The following is a 15,986-nucleotide window of genomic DNA, read 5'->3' as shown; positions in this document are numbered from 1 at the left end:
AAATTCCAATAAAAATCCGACGCTAAGCCAAGAACCAAAAAAAAGAAGAGGCATACAATGTGTAAAACACTGACAGAGGTGGATGATGACCACATTTACGTATATGGATTTATTATCTAAGCTTGGAATTGGAGGAGCTCATCCGGGAGGGCTAAGGGCAACAGAAATTATGCTGAAGGATGAGCCTATTAATCAAGACACCGTCATTCTTGATGCGGGCTGTGGTACGGGACAAACCAGTGCTTATTTATATAAAACCTATCATGCAAACATTATAGCGCTCGATGCCCACCCAATCATGATTCAGAAAGCAAAGAACAGGTTTTTACAATTGCAATTACCTATACAGACAGTAGAAGCCTCGTTGGAAGCTATTCCAATGAAGAATCAATCCACTCATTATGTTCTGGCTGAATCCGTTCTATCCTTTGTTGAAATAGAGCCTGCTCTTAGAGAAATGTTAAGAGTATTAAAGCCTGGTGGTGTTTTGTATGCCATTGAACTGACCATGCAAGGGCCACTTTCTGAAATAGAACAAAAACAGATTGGACAATTTTATGGATTTAAACAGATGTGGAACGAGGATAGGTGGAAAGACGCTATGAAAAAGGCTGGGTTTGCGGACGTACAAATTAGAACGTTACCCTCCTTTTATGATGATCATGAGCCTTTGACAGAATTTCATCCATCAGAGGATGTACCGGATGTTTTATTTGATCTGCTGGAACAGCATGAAAGGCTTTTGCTTCAATATCGTGACGCGATGAGTTACCGAATTGTACGTGCGCAAAAATAGCAATACAGTGCGGCCGTAGAATGAATCAAAATCTATTCATCCGCAAGGAAAAGCCCTTTAGTTAATATTTATTAAGGGGTTTTATTCTTACTTGTTAGGTTGATGATACAATCATTAGATTCATTCTTGAACACCGAGGGTTTACAGAAATTTTATCAATCTAAGGTTATAAAGTATTAACTTCTTCTTCAAAGTTGATCTCTACTAAGAGTGGTAATCTATTTAACATTTCCTCGGAAATTTTATGAAAATAAATCTACATAATCACCCCAGCTTAATTTTGCGTACAAGGGATTGTTTAAATACCGAATTGACATACGTTCAATCAATTTTGTCGTTCGGAAATATGAAAGTCATTAAATGAATAACTACAAAATGAATGTATCTACTCAAAAATGGATTGCATATGGATCTTTTTCTGTTCTATGTTTAAGTATCTTTTTTACTACGTATTGTCGCAATATACCATAGCTTAACGTTAGTACTAGCAACCCGTTTTCTTTAAGCAGATTATCATTAAGCTCCTCCACTGTAAGGCTTGGTGCTTGTTTTGAAAATTTTGTAAAAACATGTAGTTAAACACTTTATTGATCGTGTAATATGGACGTCCCTTTAAGTAGAGCCGATATCATTTTATTAGTCAGTTTAGCAGTGAAAACCACATATTTAATTTTTAAATTAAAAAAACATTAAAAAATATTTTAAAGTAATATAAAAACAATACTTTAGAACTAGGCATATAGAGCGATATTGCTATGGATTGAAAAAATACCCACACTATAATTGATTCTTTTATCCTGTCTTTTTAGCAGATTTGACCTATTTTTAAAAAAAAGTGATGTCGAATGGTAGTATATTATGTCTTTTCGCACATTGACTTTAGGTAACAAGAATCATTATCATGGAACTTAAGCTTGTCAGAAAATTACTATATTTTTATAATTATGTAATTCGAACTACACACCTGCTTTTTCCCCTCGAGTAAGAAACAATGTCCTATTTAGATGAAATTCACTAAAAAGATAATCTTACACAGTTATAGAAACAGGAATAGCTTAAATTAGCTATAAGGGTTATGGCATCTCATCTAAAATGAGTACCTGTGTGTAACAAGCCTTTAGAAGACAAGGCTTTTTACTTTCAATAGGTACTTTTATTTTTAAGATAATAGTTTTAGATGAGCTTTTATCATACATATCTATTGATAAGGAGGATTTAAATGGATTTAACAATTGGACTAATTTTTACACTTATTTTGTATGTTATCTTTTTTGCATTCCAAATTCTCTATATCATTGTCCCTCTTTTTAGTGTAAATAGGGAAGGGAGTAGAATAGTGTGTGGACCGGAAGATGGTATATCCATCCTTATACCTGCTTACAATGAGGAAACGGTTATCAAGAATTGTATTCAGGCAATCCTGCATGTCGATTACAAAAAATATGAGGCATTTATCATTAATGATGGTTCGACGGATCATACTATGGAATTGCTTATTTCCATGCTGGACTTAAAGAGGGTTGAAAAGGAGAAAGCTTCACAGATTTCTCATAAACCTATCAAAGGAATTTACCAGTCTACATTATATCCGTCCATCTTTATCATTGATAAAGAAAATGGCGGTAAAGCTGATTCTTTAAATGCTGGAATTGAGTTTGCTGGATATGAAACAATCATTACCTTGGATGCTGACAGCGGACTGGATGTAAAATCATTGCAGATCATTAATTCTGCATTTAAGGATAATAGTGTTATTGCAGCAGGCGGAATGGTTCATATTGGACAAGCTTTCTATGGCGATTATACAAATCCAAAGCCGAAATTTAATATATCCCACCTACTACGATTTCAATTCTTGCAATACTTAGTTAATTTTTATCTTTATAAAATTACACAGACAAAATTCAAAGCTTTAGCCATTATTTCAGGAGCGTTTGGTGTCTTTAAGCGAGACGCATTATTTGAAGTGGGAGGATATCGCATTACTGTTGGAGAAGACATGGACATTACGATGAGGATACAACGTCTGATTAAGACAAAATATCCTTATAAAAAAATCCTTTTCATACCTGAAGCTGTATGTTTCACAGAAGGTCCCGAGACATTCAGAGACTTATTCAAACAACGGATTCGTTGGCAAAAAGCATTTATCGACTGCATCATTACATACGGACCTTCGCTGCTTACAAAATTCGGTCCAGGCATCTCACTGTTTTTGATTGTGGATGCATTAATGCTTGGAACATTAACAGCATTCCCGACCTTAATTATTCCTTTCGTAATGCTGATTATGGGTGAGGGGGCTATATTAGCGCTTATGTTATTTGCTTTTTCTTTCAGCCTCGGGGTTTTCCAAAGTTTAGTGGCCATGATTATTACCAATCGATTTGGATATGCATTCTCAAGGATTGACAAAATACGGATTGTATTCTTTGTTCCATTCGAAATTGTCACATACCGTTTTTTAGGCGTTTTATTCAATACTTTTGGTACTGTAGGTTATTTTATAAACAAGAACAGTTGGAATAAGGTGAAGCGGGTAGGCGGCCAACATCAAACCTATGATGAAGATATACAGGATAACGGAAAAGTAATAGATCTGAATGAACATAAAAAGAGTGCGGGCTGAGGAGGATTGTTTCAGTTTTGAAGAAAAATGTAAATCTTATATTCCTAATTGTTTTTATAGGGCACTTCACATTATTAGCCGGCTATTTTACAAATAATTTCGATACAATTGCCCATGCTAAATTCAGTTTAAGGGTGGATAGACCATTAGATATTGAAAATACCGTTAATGTAAGGGATTTTAAAGTTAAAGAAAACGATAAGGCAGAAAAAATTACTGTCTTGATGTACCACAGAGTCATCGATAATAAGGATCTTGTTAAAAATCACTATGATGAAGATGGAAATCTTCATGGTACAATCGTCACTTTATATGATTTCGAAGCGCAAATGCAATATTTGAAAGATAAGGGATTCAAAACGCTGACATTGCCCGAATTCCAGGCCTATATGAAAGAAGACATTGCGATACCAACTAAAAGTGTCCTGATTACTTTTGATGATGGCTTTAAGGATAATTATATTAATGCGTATCCTGTCTTAAAGAAACATAATTTCAACGCGTCAATCTTCCTGATCACAGGAGGAATAGACCGAAATCCTCGTGATTATGATCCTGTTGACGCGCAATTTTTAAGCGTTAAAGATATTAATAAAAGCTTAGATGTTTTTAGTTATCACGGGCACGCCGATGAATTCCATAAACTCGATGACAATGGGGTATCATATTTGATTTCAAAGGAATATGAAGATGTAAAGGCCGACATTCAGTCTGGCTATGAAACCATCGGCGATTCTAGTGCATTTGCTTACCCATATGGGGAATATAACAAATCCACTTTAGAAATCCTGAAAGAACTGGATACTGATATGGCCTTCACTATAAAAGATGGCATGGCTTCTCCAGGTGATAATATGTTGGAGATACCAAGAAGAGGTGTTTATCCAGGGACAACTCTGGATATATTCGATAAACTAATAACTTACGAATGATAATACTAACCATTATTGTGAGGCTGCAAGATTCATCAGTAGCCTCACATTTTAGTTATGTATGGAAACACCTTTTTTAGATGTGGATGTTGGAAGAGACAAGATTAATTCATTCAGCAAAATATGGTTTGTAAAATGGGAATAGAATTGGAACATATCCTTTAGCTCTGGGTAATGAAGATCCGCGTTCTCAGCAGTTTGCTCCATCTCTTTAAAAAAGGCGTTCATCAAAATTAACTTTTGGGTATTGATTTCATATTCAAGTTTAGCCAGTAAAAAATCCTTGTGGCTTGCGTTCAAATTTGAGGTTTCCAATTCGTGATATTCTTTATTTTTACTATGTATACCAAAATATAGTTCCAGCATCTTCTTTGACATATACTGTTCATTTCCCTCTAACTGTTTCATTATTTCATCGGCTAGGCAAATGGAATCTGTCACTTTATTTGATTGCTTTATACGATGTTCCCTTATTACATAGGGTTGATTTTCAAAGAAACCATATGTTTTTTTTATATGTTGGGCATTAATGATAATAGGTGAATAAACACTTGAAAAAATTTCCTTATAGAAAATATTATGTTGTTTACGTTTCGTGAAAAAATATTTTAACAGGATGCCAAAGAAAATGGTAACAATAATTCCAGTCAAGATGATTGTAAGCATCTAATTCCTCCTACCCCAAGCGGATACCTATCTATATCTATTATCGGCATATATTCCCTAATGTTTATAGTTCAAACCTCTTTTTCGTCATTTTTTTGCTTTTATATATGTATAGTATTAAAAGTAAATGTTATAGGCTGTATTAAATCTATATTTAAAGCTCTATAAAAACAATGTTACTTATGGCCCCAGCCCATTTTTTCTACAGGCAACCGGTCATATTTCCTTGTTTTATTCCTCGCTTGTCCTTGCTGTGCTGGCTTCTCCTGTAGTAGTCTCACGAAATTTCAACGATTCTTTTCCTTTTTAGTAACCAACAGAACCATATTCCTTAAAAGTCGTATATGACATTGCTTATCAACCAGAAAGCAGCAGATAGTAGCCTTATTATACAAAAAACTGCAGACAAAATTCCAAACGGAATTTTGTCTGCAGTCTGAATTGATCCTTATAGGGAAAAAACGAATAATATGTTCTATGCTTTAGCTGTTTTACTAAGTGAGTTTTGCAGCCAATTTTTACCCTCAACCAGGCGAGCTACAAGCATTGCACATACTGTGTTTCCGGTTGAGTTCAATAAGGTTGCAGGAATATCAATAATTGTGCTGATTACAGCGATAATTGGCAGCACCTCTGGTGAGAAACCAAATACAGAAAGAATGAGCATTTCTCCAATCATACCGCCTCCAGGTATAGCTCCCATGACAGCTCCGACAAGGAAGGAAACAGCAAGAATACTTAAAATACTTGATACACTTGTCATGTCTTTGCCGAAGAGGCTGAATAGAAAGACAATCTTCAAAACTCCTCCAAAGACAGATCCATCTTTATGTGTATTGGCACCAAGAGGGATGACAGTCTCAGCAATATCGTCTGGAACTCCGATTCTTTTAGTAGCTTCCAGGTTGATAGGTATACAAGCAGCACTTGAGCATGTTGCTATAGCAGTTACGGATGGAGGAAGGGCATTCTTCCAAAATACATTGATACCATTTTTGCCTGCTGCTATATAAGCATATAAAGTAAAGAAACCAAAGAAGTAGATGATACTTAAAATCATATACAGAGCAAATGAACGGGCATATCCTTCAAGAATTTGCGGCCCAAGCTCCCCAATAATTGTGGCAAAATAACAGCCTAATCCGATAGGGGCATAGTACATGATAATTTTAACAACCTTCATTAATACTTCAGTTGCTGAGCTCATCAATTGTGCAACAGGCCGACCTTTTTCCCCAGCCATAGCTGTAGCCAATCCAACTAATACGGAAAATACGATTAATTGTAATATATGATTTTTGGATAAGAGCTCTGAGAAATCACTTACTGTAAAAGTGTTAACTAACTGGCCCAGGAAAGAAATTTCTTCTGTTTCAACCACTTCAGTGTTTGACATTAATTCTTTAATGGATGATACATCGGAATCCCCAATTGGATTCATAAAAGTTGTACCGATAAAGCCGAGTACCGCCGCAATAAGAGCGGTTGTGAAGAACACGATGACAATACTGCCCATGATTTTTCCGAGACGCTTCATTTCACTCATATTTGCAATAGCGGAAGTGATACTGAAAAATACAAGCGGAACGATAATCATGAATAATAAGTTCAGAAATAAATCTCCGAATGGCTTAATAACTGCTATATCGGGACCGATCAGATAACCGGCTACCCCACCAATCGCGATTGCCAGCAGTAAGATGATGGAACCTTTATAATTTAAAAAGATTTGTTTCACTATTTTCACTGCCTCTCAATAATTAGTACTATAAGCATACTTGACTATTTTACCACATTCTATGAAAATATTGCTTAAAACATGGTAAAAAGTGCTCTTAAACAGGAGGAATATCATGCATGAATTCAATAGATGGCAGTCAGAGAGAAGGGGAATCCTAAATCAGGAAATAAAAGTCTTTCACATTAAAGACCAAATAGTGAATGAATTCGAATATCACTATCATGATTTTAATAAAATCATCATCTTTATTAAAGGAAACGTCACTTATATGATAGAAGGAAAGGCTTATAAACTGAAACCATGGGATTTGCTCATCATAGGGCATGGACAAATCCATAAGCCTATTATTGACCCAATGGAAGAATATGAGCGTTTTATCATTTGGTTCGACCCAGCTATGGTTTCCAAACATAGCAGAGAAAATAGCAATTTGTTGATGTGTTTTGATTTGGCTGCCCGTCGTGAAATTAATCTAATGCGGATTTCGGATAAGCCGCTTGGAAAAATTAAAAGCATTGTTCAGGAATTAATAGAGACTGAACGGGAGGCTGCTTTTGGAGATGATATTTTAAAATCAGCTCTGTTAATGCAATTACTGATTATTCTTAATCGTATTTTTATCCATGATGAAGCAACAACGCATTCACAGGATATCCTTTTTGATAAAAATATAACAGAAGTCTTAACGTATATTAATCAACATTTAAATGAGGATCTTTCCATACAGGTATTAGCATCAAAATGTTTTTTGAGTAAGTATCATTTAATGAGAAAGTTTAAATCCTATACAGGGTACACGTTGCATCAGTATATCTTGCAGAAGAGATTATATCTAGCAAAATCGATGCTCTCGAAGGGGGAATCCATGACACATATTTCCCAAAGTGCAGGTTTTAATGATTATTCAACCTTTGTAAGGGCCTTTAAAAAGGAGTTTGGGCTGTCACCGAGGGAGTATTTAAAAGCAAGTAATTATGAATAAAAACCGATTCCATTTCAAATCAACATGACAAAGGACCGTGTATGACCACGGTCCTTCAGTGTTTATAGCCTTAGATTTTAAAGGAACTCTTCAGAGATACAATTAAGTTGAAGATTAAATGTTCAGCTGTTGTATCCTTAGGGTCAACATTAAAGTACCCATGACGGAAGAATTGGAATTTCTCATTAGGTTGAACATCTTTCATATTTGGCTCAACAAAGCCGTTTTCAATAATTAATGAGTTAGGGTTTACATGATCAAGGAAGCTTCCGTCTTCCTCTGCTTCTTCATCAAGAATAAGCGGTTCATATAAGCGGAATTCAGCTGGAATAGCTTGTGTAGCTTCAACCCAGTGAATAGTTCCCTTTACTTTACGTCCAGTGAAACCAGTTCCACTCTTTGTTTCAGGGTCATAGGTACAACGAAGCTCTATCACATTGCCTTCCTCATCTTTAATAACTTCTTCACATTTGATGAAGTAAGCATGCTTCAGACGCACTTCATTTCCAGGGAATAGTCGGAAATATTTTTTTGGAGGATTCTCCATAAAGTCCTCTTGCTCAATATAGATTTCTCTTGAGAATGGAATTTGGCGAGTTCCCATCTCAGGATTTTCTGGATTGATTTCTGCATCAAGCATTTCAACTTGTCCTTCCGGATAGTTGGTGATAACCACCTTTAATGGTTTTAAGATTCCCATCGTTCTTGGTGCTTTTAATTTCAAATCTTCTCTTACGAAGTGCTCGAGCATTTTCTCATCCACAATTCCGCTTGTTTTAGCGACACCAATTTCTCGGCAGAAATTACGAATTGCTTCTGGAGTATAGCCTCTTCTTCGCAGACCGGAAATGGTAGGCATTCTTGGATCGTCCCAGCCATCTACATAGCCTTCCTCAACCAATTGTTTTAGCTTACGTTTACTCATAACTGTATTTGTTAAATTTAAACGGCCAAACTCATATTGTCTTGGTGTGCTTTCCATCTCACATTCTTTAATAACCCAGTCGTAAAGCGGACGCTGGTCTTCAAACTCCAACGTACAAATAGAGTGAGTAACACCCTCAATTGCATCCTCAATTGGATGGGCGAAAGCATACATAGGATAGATACACCATTTATCACCAGTGTTATGGTGAGTTGCATGAGCGATTCGGTAAATAACCGGGTCGCGCAAATTGATGTTTGGTGAACTCATATCAATTTTGGCACGAAGTACCTTTTCGCCATTGACGAATTCACCATTACGCATACGTTTAAATAGCTCTAAATTCTCTTCTACAGAGCGGTTACGGTAGGGACTCTCTTTACCTGGTTCAGTTAAAGAACCGCGATATTCACGGATTTCGTCTGCGGTTAAATCGTCAACATAAGCCAATCCTTTTTCAATTAACAAGATGGCGCGATTATACATTTCTTCAAAGTAATCAGAGGCAAAGAAGAGGTTGTCCCAATCAAATCCAAGCCATTTGACATCTTCTTTAATAGATTCAACATACTCCGTATCTTCTTTTAACGGATTTGTATCATCAAAACGTAGATTTGTTTTTCCTTTAAATTCATCAGCAAGTTCAAAATTTAAAACGATAGATTTTGCATGTCCAATATGCAAATAACCATTTGGTTCAGGAGGGAAACGAGTAATAATTTGATCTGTTTTACCTGATTTTATATCATCAATAACGATGTTACGAATAAAATTTGACGTATTGTGCTCCACCATCTTCAACCTCTTTCGCATAAACTAGTAGTTTCATTCTAATGGAAATAATCCCATGTCGCAAGAAGCCTAAAAATAATTACATTTTCACTATTTGTGCGTTCTTCTAATATAGTAATTTTATTGTTTGTATTTAGTATAACTGTATTTACCTTTGCCAATACATCATATTGCTTAAAAAAGATAGCCTGGAGCAGGTATCCCAGGTTAATAAGGAATTAACCCCATTTTTGTTTATGTGGCGACATCCGTAATGGCAGTAGGTGTATAGTTGACAATTTCGAGCACAATTGGACTTCCAGCCAGAATAGACCCCGCTTCAGGAACGGTAATCACTACACTTCCTGCACCTGTAGCACCCGGTGTATAGACATAAATCCCATCCATTTGGAGTACGCCATTTATAAATAATTGAGTGGTAGTGTTATCTGGATTTAATGCAGGCAAGCCTGCTGGCGTATTTCCGGCATCATCAAAAAATTCAGCAGTATCAAGCGTAAGTGTAGCACCCCCAGCAACATCGCCTGTTACGACTGTAAAATACCTTGTAGATATAGGAGATACCGTAGTGGTAGTTGTAGCCCAATAGCCAATTTCATAATTACTAATGGCAAAATAAACACTCCTTTGTAACAGGTCATGCAAAATATCTTTATTCACTAAACTTTTAACCCTTGTGTAGATATATATGAAAAAGGAATAAAAAGGTTTAATGAAACCATTTTGAGGTGAGGAGGTAACGAGGGAAGTGAAGCTAATGAGAAAAACGGATATCGATTGTTATAGTTATATCGCATCCTTACCAAAACCATTACTTATGCATCCAATGGTGGAGACAGAGACATATAGGTATAAAATTCCTAAAAAGGTCGAGTTATATGAATTTTATATGTATGCTAAAGAAAATCAGCGTGTTTTCTCTTACTGTGATCAGGTGAACGAGTATCGAGATAGCAAAATACCTTCACCAGAAGAAGTATCATATACGAATCTATTTATTAATGGAGTTTTGCAGCCGGCTAAAAATTATAAAGTGGTAAAAGATAAATTAATACTTAAAACAGTTGATTTATCGCCCGGAAAAAACCATTTTATTTTTTCAAATGGTTAAGGTTTAAAAACTAAATAAAAAATGGCTTTACACGGAGAGACCTCTTTATTATGGGAGGAACCTCTCCTTTATTGATAATCATCGTTTGGCATATGTATAATAAGAATCATACAAGTATGTGTTTAGTTAGGAGAAATTAATGAATACAAATGATTCAATCGTCAATGAGTTAATAAATGGATTAAAAAAACAATGGGAATTATCCGGATTCAAAGAAGCAACTACAGTTCAGAAGGAGACCTTTGGTCCTATATATGAAGGAAAAGATGTTTTGGCAGAATCGCCGACAGGAACAGGAAAGACACTTGCTTATGTCCTGCCAATCTTAAATAAAATAAAAGCAGACGAACAAAAAGTACAGGCTGTTATTCTTGCTCCTTCAAGAGAGCTTGTTATGCAAATTTTTGAAGTTGTACAAGCATGGTCAAAAGAAACAGGCATTACGGCTGCTTCGTTTATCGGCGGTGCTAATCCGAAGCGTCAATTGGAAAAGCTGAAAAAGCATCCGCATGTTGTCATCGGAACACCAGGCAGACTAGAAGAACTGATTAAGCAGAAAAAGCTAAAGATGCATGAAGTGAAAACAATTGTGCTGGATGAAGGGGACCAACTAATGATCCCTGAGCATTTGCCAACTATTGGGACAATTATTAAAAGTACTATGAGAGACCGTCAGATAGTTTTGTTTTCAGCTACTTTGCCGGCTGGGTTAGAGGAAGAAGCCGAGCAATGGATGAATGACCCTGTTAAAGTACGGGTTAAAAAGGAAGATACCGTTCAATCAAAGGTGGATCATATTTATTTTGTCACTGAGGCGCGTGATAAAATAAATATTCTTGAAAAATTAGTTAAAATGCCTGAAATGCGTGCATTGGTTTTTGGAAAGGACATCGGAAATTTGGATGTGATGGCTTCAAAGCTTCGTTTCAAGGGAGTAGATTTAGGAGTTATTCATGGCGATTCCAAGAAAATAGAAAGAGAAGCGGCTATACGTGAGTTTCGTAGGCAGGAGTCAACTATATTACTTGCTACAGATGTGGCAGCAAGGGGCTTGGACATTAAAGGGCTGCCATTTGTAATCCATGTGGATTTCCCTGAAACGATTGCTCAATTTGTGCATCGTTCAGGTAGGACTGGACGCCAGGGAGAAAGTGGAACGGTTATTTCAATTGTAACGGCTCGTGAAGAACGTGAATTAAAGAAATACGCTCGGGAACTGCATATTGAAGTTCAGAAAAAGGAACTGTTTAAAGGTGAAATTGTAGATCAGAGACCTGTATATAATCAAAATTCAAAGTCTATAAAGAAGAAACCTAATCCTAAAAGGTATAAAAAATAAAGAATGAAATGGGCTGGCTCTAATTAGAGTTCAGCCTTTTTTATTATAGGAAAACAGCATGCATAAATAATTAAAGTTGGTAAAAACTAGGGTCAGAAAATAAAGAAGGAGTGAAAATACTAATGAAAAAAATGTCTCTCTTGTTGATAATGGCATGTGTTTTGAGCTTTACCTCAATTGGTATATCCAATACCGTCGTACATGCGGCAGAAAATGGCGATAATCAAACAAAGCAAACAAGGCCAACTTTAACGGAACAACAGAAAGCAGAGCTTGCTGCGATGCATAAAGAAGTGATGGAAAAGGAAAAGGCTATTGTTGAAAAGTATGTTGAATTCGGTGTGATGTCTAAGCAGAATGCTGATATGTTAAAGAATCATATGGATAAAAGATTTGAAAGAATACAGGCAAACGGATATATTCCTCCACATCCTTTTGGAGGTACCCACCCTGGTAAGCCGCCGCATGAAAACAGTCCTGGGACTGAATCTAACGAATAATAAAGCATGAATAACCTCTAAGGAATAGAATTCTTTAGAGGTATTTTTATTTTTGAGTAATTATAGAAGAAAGGATAGTAGGGCATTAAAAAAGGCTTTTTATCCTACTATTCAAATTCACGTAGATGTAATAAATTTTAGATAAATTTTAGAATTTTTAATTTTATGCTTTCATAAGTTAATGAATCGGTTATAATGAGAATGTACTTTTATGCAACCGATTGCACAAACAGTAGAAGCCTATATATATTCTATTAAATAAATAATTGAGGGAAGATGGAAAGGGGTATTATATGAAAAGACTGTTCTCAATAGATCCGTGGAAAATTATTGAAGAAGAGTTACATAAAGAGGATTTTAGACTTGCTGAAAGTATGACAAGTCTTGGAAACGGGCATATGGGGTTAAGAGGTAATTTTGAAGAAACCTATACAGGTGATAGTCATAGAGGGACATATGTGGCAGGCGTTTGGTTTCCGGATAAAACCAGGGTTGGATGGTGGAAAAACGGTTATCCCGATTACTTTGGTAAAGTGATCAATACCATTAATTTTATCGGAATTCGTGTTTTTATTGGTGAGGAGGAAATTGACCTTAATAAAGTGGAAATGAGTAATTACCGCCGTGAACTCGATATGAAAAATGGTGTTCTTACGAGAAGCTTTACGGTCTCACAAGCTGGTAAAGAAACAGCTGTTGAGGTAGTACGCTATTTATCAATTGCAGAGAAGCAACTAGCGGTGATCAAGTATTCGGTTACACCAATTAACCATGATAGTGTGATTACCTTTATTCCTTATTTAGATGGTGAAGTTCGCAATGAAGATTCCAACTATGAAGAAGACTTCTGGAATTATATTTCCTCCAGCTCATCTGAGCTCATGGGTAATTTGGTTATGCAAACAAATGAAAACCCTTTCGGAACAGACAGATTTACAGTCTCTGCGACGATGGGTCTTGAAATCAATGGCAACACGGCCGATATCAAACCGTTCCAACACGAAGAATATGTAGATAATAAAATTGAAATTCCAACTGAAGAAGGTAAGACGGTTACGTTAACTAAATATGTGGCTATCACAACAGATCGTGATCATGCTTCAGAATTTTTAAGTGAAAAGGGTCTGGAAATTGTTAATACAGCTATGCAACAAGGCTATGAAGCTTGCTTAAAGGCACATTGCGATCGATGGGCAGAGCGCTGGGAGTTAGCGGACGTCCAAATTGATGGAGATATTGAAGCGCAGCAGGGAATCCGTTTTAATTTATTTCAGCTGTTTTCAACCTATTATGGAGAAGATGCCAGATTAAACATCGGACCTAAGGGATTCACAGGCGAGAAATATGGTGGTGCAACGTATTGGGATACTGAAGCATATGCGATTCCATTATATTTGGCAACAGCTCAGCCTGAAGTGGCTCGTAATCTCTTAATCTATCGTCATAACCAGCTCGAAGGAGCCTATCTCAATGCTGAGAGACAGGGGTTAAAAGGGGCACTATATCCAATGGTCACTTTCACAGGAGTGGAGTGCCATAATGAGTGGGAAATTACCTTTGAAGAAATCCACCGTAATGCAGCTATTGCCTATGCTATTTATAATTATGTGAATTATACAGGGGATAAGAGTTACCTTAACGAATATGGCATAGATGTACTGGTCGGGATTTCACGCTTCTGGGCAGACCGTGTTCATTACAATAAAAAGAAAGAGCAATATATGATTCATGGAGTAACCGGTCCAAATGAATACGACAATAACGTCAATAATAACTGGTATACGAATACAATGGCAGCCTGGACTTTACGTTACACCCTTGAAGTTATTGGATATTTAAAAGAGAATGGACATGAAGCGAGATTTTCAGATTTATATATGACAGACGATGAATTAAATAAATGGCAGGATATCATTGATAAAATGTATTATCCATATGATGAGGAGAATCAAGTGTTTATTCAGCATGATACATTTATGGATAAAGATTTAATGCCTGCTTCGCAATTAAAGCCAGAAGACCGCCCGCTAAATCAGAAATGGTCCTGGGATAAAATTCTGCGCAGCTGCTTTATCAAGCAGGCGGATGTCCTGCAGGGAATTTATTTCCTGAATAATGAATATACACGTGAGGAAAAACGCCGAAACTTTGATTTCTATGAGCCAATGACCGTTCATGAATCTTCTCTGTCTCCATGTATTCATGCAATACTTGCTGCTGAACTTGGACTGGAAGATAAAGCATATGAGATGTATACCAGAACAGCAAGGCTGGATCTGGATAACTATAACAATGACACGGAGGATGGCCTTCATATTACAAGTATGACAGGCTCCTGGTTAGGGATTGTACAAGGTTTTGCTGGCATGAAAACATTTAATGAGGAGCTGTCGTTTGCACCATTTATTCCGGCAGCATGGGACCGTTATAGCTTTAATATCAATTATAGAGATCATCATTTAACTATTGAAGTGAATAAAAACGAAGTGAGTATTTCACAAACTGGCCCGGCAATGAAACTCAAGGTTTACGGCAGTGAATTTGAGTTGCCTGCTGATGGTGTTGTAAAAATACCGCTAATGAAGGAGGACACGGTCGCGTGAGTAAGGAATTAAAAGCGTTTATCTTTGATTTGGATGGTGTTATTACGGATACAGCAGAATATCATTATCTTGCCTGGAAACAGCTTGCCAGTGAATTGGGAATTGAGTTTACCAGAGCGGATAATGAAAGATTAAAGGGAATTTCTCGAATGGAATCCCTTGAAATCATTCTGGAAATTGGGAATAAGCAATCTTCCTATACGGTTGAAGAAAAAGAAAAACTGGCTGCACAGAAAAATGAGCATTATATGGAGCTAATCAAGCAAATTACACCAAATGATAGTTTACCTGGCATTAAACAGCTATTGCTTGATATAAAAGCTGCCGGCTATAAGCTGGGTCTTGCTTCTGTTAGCAAAAACGCGCCGGCTGTGATGAACTCCTTACAGCTCAGTGACCAGTTTGATTATATGGTTGATGCGCGTACAATTAACAGGGGTAAACCGGATCCGGAAATTTTCTTAAAAGCCGCTGAAAAGCTTGGTGTCCCTGCTGATGAATGCATTGGGATTGAGGACGCAGAAGCAGGAGTTGAAGGCATTAAGAGTGCTGGCATGTTTGCGGTCGGAATAGGCTCTAAAGAACAACTGGCTAAAGCGGATCTCCTATACAGCAATACATCTTACCTATCGCTGGATGAATTAATAAAGGAATATCAAAACTAAGCAATTTAAGTGCGTCCCAATTTTGGGGCGCCTTTTTTACTCTTTTTATTCCTAAGTAACAATTAAATACTTCCTCGTTAGCCTGTATTCTAAAAGATGGCTATTACTACATAACATTGCTAATGAAATCCAGGGAGTGCTCCTGCAGGCCACTGCCAGAACCGCGAAAAGGGAGTAAATGGAGCTGCCTTACTTTAATAAAGCCTCTTTATAAAGCGTTTTAGATTAAAAAATCAAACAAGTCACTATATTTGTAATGTTACTTAATTTTTGATAATATCATAATTAAGTAACATTATAGTTAG

Annotated in this window: 13 protein-coding genes; 9 read left to right on the top strand and 4 right to left on the bottom strand. The window is 36.5% G+C overall.

Annotation, left to right across the window (positions count from 1 at the left end; genetic code table 11):
• Positions 1-82: 82 nt before the first annotated feature.
• From AC4BHP_RS14070 to AC4BHP_RS14060, 3 genes are all read left to right on the top strand, one after another.
• Positions 83-796 (top strand): class I SAM-dependent methyltransferase, encoded by a 714-nt coding sequence (locus AC4BHP_RS14070; RefSeq protein ID WP_490552922.1) that lies wholly within the window; start codon positions 83-85, stop codon positions 794-796.
• Positions 797-2,015: 1,219 nt separating this feature from the next.
• On the top strand, positions 2,016-3,425 hold the full coding sequence (locus AC4BHP_RS14065; protein WP_490552920.1) for a glycosyltransferase family 2 protein: 1,410 nt from the start codon (positions 2,016-2,018) through the stop codon (positions 3,423-3,425).
• Positions 3,426-3,442: 17 nt separating this feature from the next.
• Complete coding sequence (locus AC4BHP_RS14060) at positions 3,443-4,357, top strand: polysaccharide deacetylase family protein (RefSeq protein WP_490552918.1); 915 nt, start codon at positions 3,443-3,445, stop codon at positions 4,355-4,357.
• Between the two features lie 51 nt (positions 4,358-4,408).
• Here the strand turns inward: AC4BHP_RS14060 and AC4BHP_RS14055 are convergent, their stop codons facing one another.
• Both AC4BHP_RS14055 and AC4BHP_RS14050 read right to left on the bottom strand, forming a co-directional pair.
• Complete coding sequence (locus AC4BHP_RS14055; RefSeq protein ID WP_490552917.1) at positions 4,409-5,023, bottom strand: hypothetical protein; 615 nt, start codon at positions 5,021-5,023, stop codon at positions 4,409-4,411.
• 475 nt (positions 5,024-5,498) lie between these two features.
• Positions 5,499-6,764: a dicarboxylate/amino acid:cation symporter gene (locus AC4BHP_RS14050; RefSeq protein ID WP_373925486.1), complete on the bottom strand. Its 1,266-nt coding sequence runs from the start codon at positions 6,762-6,764 to the stop codon at positions 5,499-5,501.
• Positions 6,765-6,876: 112 nt separating this feature from the next.
• On the opposite strand from AC4BHP_RS14050, the gene AC4BHP_RS14045 reads away from it, so the two are divergent.
• A complete protein-coding gene (locus AC4BHP_RS14045; RefSeq protein WP_490552915.1) occupies positions 6,877-7,746 on the top strand; it encodes an AraC family transcriptional regulator in 870 nt (289 codons plus the stop codon).
• Positions 7,747-7,816: 70 nt separating this feature from the next.
• On the opposite strand, the gene AC4BHP_RS14040 is transcribed toward AC4BHP_RS14045, so the two are convergent.
• Both AC4BHP_RS14040 and AC4BHP_RS14035 read right to left on the bottom strand, forming a co-directional pair.
• Complete coding sequence (locus AC4BHP_RS14040) at positions 7,817-9,466, bottom strand: glutamine--tRNA ligase/YqeY domain fusion protein (protein ID WP_490552913.1); 1,650 nt, start codon at positions 9,464-9,466, stop codon at positions 7,817-7,819.
• A gap of 231 nt (positions 9,467-9,697) precedes the next feature.
• On the bottom strand, positions 9,698-10,123 hold the full coding sequence (locus AC4BHP_RS14035) for a DUF4183 domain-containing protein (RefSeq protein WP_490552911.1): 426 nt from the start codon (positions 10,121-10,123) through the stop codon (positions 9,698-9,700).
• 97 nt (positions 10,124-10,220) lie between these two features.
• On the opposite strand from AC4BHP_RS14035, the gene AC4BHP_RS14030 reads away from it, so the two are divergent.
• From AC4BHP_RS14030 to pgmB, 5 genes are all read left to right on the top strand, one after another.
• Positions 10,221-10,574 carry a DUF4183 domain-containing protein gene (locus AC4BHP_RS14030; RefSeq protein WP_490553018.1) on the top strand — a complete coding sequence of 118 codons (354 nt, stop codon included), beginning with the start codon at positions 10,221-10,223 and terminating at the stop codon, positions 10,572-10,574.
• A 139-nt stretch (positions 10,575-10,713) separates the two neighbouring features.
• The gene (locus tag AC4BHP_RS14025; RefSeq protein WP_490552908.1) at positions 10,714-11,913 is read left to right on the top strand and encodes a DEAD/DEAH box helicase; all 1,200 of its coding nucleotides are present in this window, start codon (positions 10,714-10,716) and stop codon (positions 11,911-11,913) included.
• A 122-nt stretch (positions 11,914-12,035) separates the two neighbouring features.
• Entirely contained in the window at positions 12,036-12,413 is a 378-nt protein-coding gene (locus tag AC4BHP_RS14020) for a YckD family protein (protein WP_066109504.1), read from the top strand.
• 293 nt (positions 12,414-12,706) lie between these two features.
• The gene (locus AC4BHP_RS14015) at positions 12,707-15,016 is read left to right on the top strand and encodes a glycoside hydrolase family 65 protein (protein WP_490552905.1); all 2,310 of its coding nucleotides are present in this window, start codon (positions 12,707-12,709) and stop codon (positions 15,014-15,016) included.
• Positions 15,013-15,681, top strand: coding sequence for a beta-phosphoglucomutase (gene pgmB / locus AC4BHP_RS14010; protein WP_490552903.1), 669 nt, complete (start codon positions 15,013-15,015; stop codon positions 15,679-15,681). Before AC4BHP_RS14015 ends, pgmB begins: the two co-directional genes overlap by 4 nt.
• Positions 15,682-15,986: the final 305 nt, after the last annotated feature.

Source organism: Pradoshia sp. Z4_20 (genome assembly GCF_058216035.1).
The sequence above is the reverse complement of the archived record's forward strand: the minus strand, read 5'-3'. Positions and strand labels throughout refer to the sequence as shown.